The following is a 1,605-nucleotide window of genomic DNA, read 5'->3' as shown; positions in this document are numbered from 1 at the left end:
CTCCCGCCCCAGCCGCGCGGCCAGCTCCAGGCGGCTCCAGGCCAGCCCGAAGAGCCTCAGCCCCCCCTCCAGCCCCGCCTCGACCCGGGGCGCGGCCAGGGTGTCGGGGACTCGCACGCTGGCGGCCTGGCCCCACAGCCGCAGGCGGTCGTCCGGGCCGCCCAGCCGCCAGCCCACCGCGTAGGCGTACTCCCCGGCCCCGGCCCACAGCCCGAAGAGCTCCAGGCCGCCGCGGGCGAACTCCAGCCCGGCGGCGGTGTAGCCCGCCGGGGGGCCGGGGGGCGCTGCGCCCGTGGCGGGGTCGAACCCCCCGCCGGCGGAGTACAGCGCCAGCGCCATCCGATCCCCGTCCCGCTCGGTCGACAGCCGCAGCCGGCCCAGCGCCCGCTCGCCCTCCCCCTCAGGCCCCTCAAAGCCCAGCGCGAAGCCGTAGCCCTGACGCAAGGCCAGCGCGAATTCCAGGGAGAAGCGGGGGGGCTGACGCTCCTCCAGCGCCGCCAGGCGCGCCTCGGCCAGCGCCGCCTGGGCCTGGCGCTCCTTGCCCTCGGCCTCCAGGCGGGCCTCGAGGGCCGCCAGCCGCTCTTGCTGCCCCTTGAGGCGGGCCTCGAGCTCCAGCGCCTGCAGCCCGCGGTCCTCCGGCGCCGACGCCCTTTCGGCCTCGAGGCCCCCTCTCAGCCCGGCCAGCTCGGCCTTGAGGCCCTCGACCTCCCGGCGCAGTGCCGCGAAGCGCTCGGCCTCCAGCGCCCGCGCGCCCTGGGCGGTCTGCTCCAGCCCGGCCAGCCGCCCCTCCAGCGCCGCCAGCCGCTCGAGGGCCAGGCTGGACTGCAGCAGGGCCTGGCTGGCGGTGAGGCTGGCCGCCTCGGCCAGCACGCGCAGGTCTTCCAGGGCCTGAGGATCGAGGGCCTGGCGTGCCTCCAGCGCCGCCAGCCGCTCCAGCAGGGCCTGGGCCTCCTCGCGGCTATAGGCGTTCTCCAGCCGCAGCCCCAGCCCCGCGAGCTCGGCCTGCAGCTCCTGCACCGCCATGAGCAGCGCCTCGAGGTCCTCGCGGGTGAGCGCGCTGGCCTCGAGCTGCTGCAGCAGCCGGTAGATCAGCAGGGCCGCCTCGTAGCGCGTGAGGGTGCCCCCGCCCGCGAAGCGCCCCCGGTCGTCGCCGAGCAGCAGGCCCCGCTCGCTCAGGCGGCGAACGGCCTCGGCGGCCCAGTGGCCGGCCGGCACGTCGCTGAAGGGCAGGGGGGGTGTGGGGGCCTGGGAGCTTTGCGCCAGCGCCAGCGCGGCCATCGGGCCCAGCGCCAGCGTGCGGATCCACCTCGCGGCTCTTCTCATGCGCGCCATTATCTCCTATTCAAGAAAGGCATATCATCAGAGCATGAGAAAGCGAGCGTCCCCCGTCCTGCGCCACGCCCGGGTGGAGCGCGAGCTCTACCGCAGCGAGGGCTTCCGCGTGCTGGAGGTGGACCTGGAGGGGGAGCGGGCACGGCTGGTGGGGGAGCTGGAGGCCTACCCCGAGGGCACCTGGCTGCGCGGGGAGTTCGAGGCCTTCGAGCACCCCCGCCACGGCCGCACCTACCGCGCGCGCCGCCTCGAGGTCGCCCCCCCGCCCCCGCC

2 protein-coding genes are annotated in these 1,605 nt (G+C 76.8%); one reads left to right on the top strand and one right to left on the bottom strand.

What is annotated here, in order from left to right:
- A partial coding sequence (locus Mrose_RS18285; protein WP_182482911.1) for an S-layer homology domain-containing protein occupies positions 1-1,323 on the bottom strand: 1,323 nt, incomplete at its 3' end.
- A 43-nt stretch (positions 1,324-1,366) separates the two neighbouring features.
- Between Mrose_RS18285 and Mrose_RS18280 the strand changes: the two genes are divergently transcribed.
- The coding region (locus tag Mrose_RS18280; RefSeq protein ID WP_420808366.1) for a YrrC family ATP-dependent DNA helicase at positions 1,367-1,605 on the top strand (239 nt) is incomplete at its 3' end.

It is taken from the genome of Calidithermus roseus (genome assembly GCF_003574095.1).
In the GTDB taxonomy this organism is placed as follows: domain Bacteria; phylum Deinococcota; class Deinococci; order Deinococcales; family Thermaceae; genus Calidithermus; species Calidithermus roseus.
This window is presented reverse-complemented; position numbering and strand designations above follow the sequence as displayed.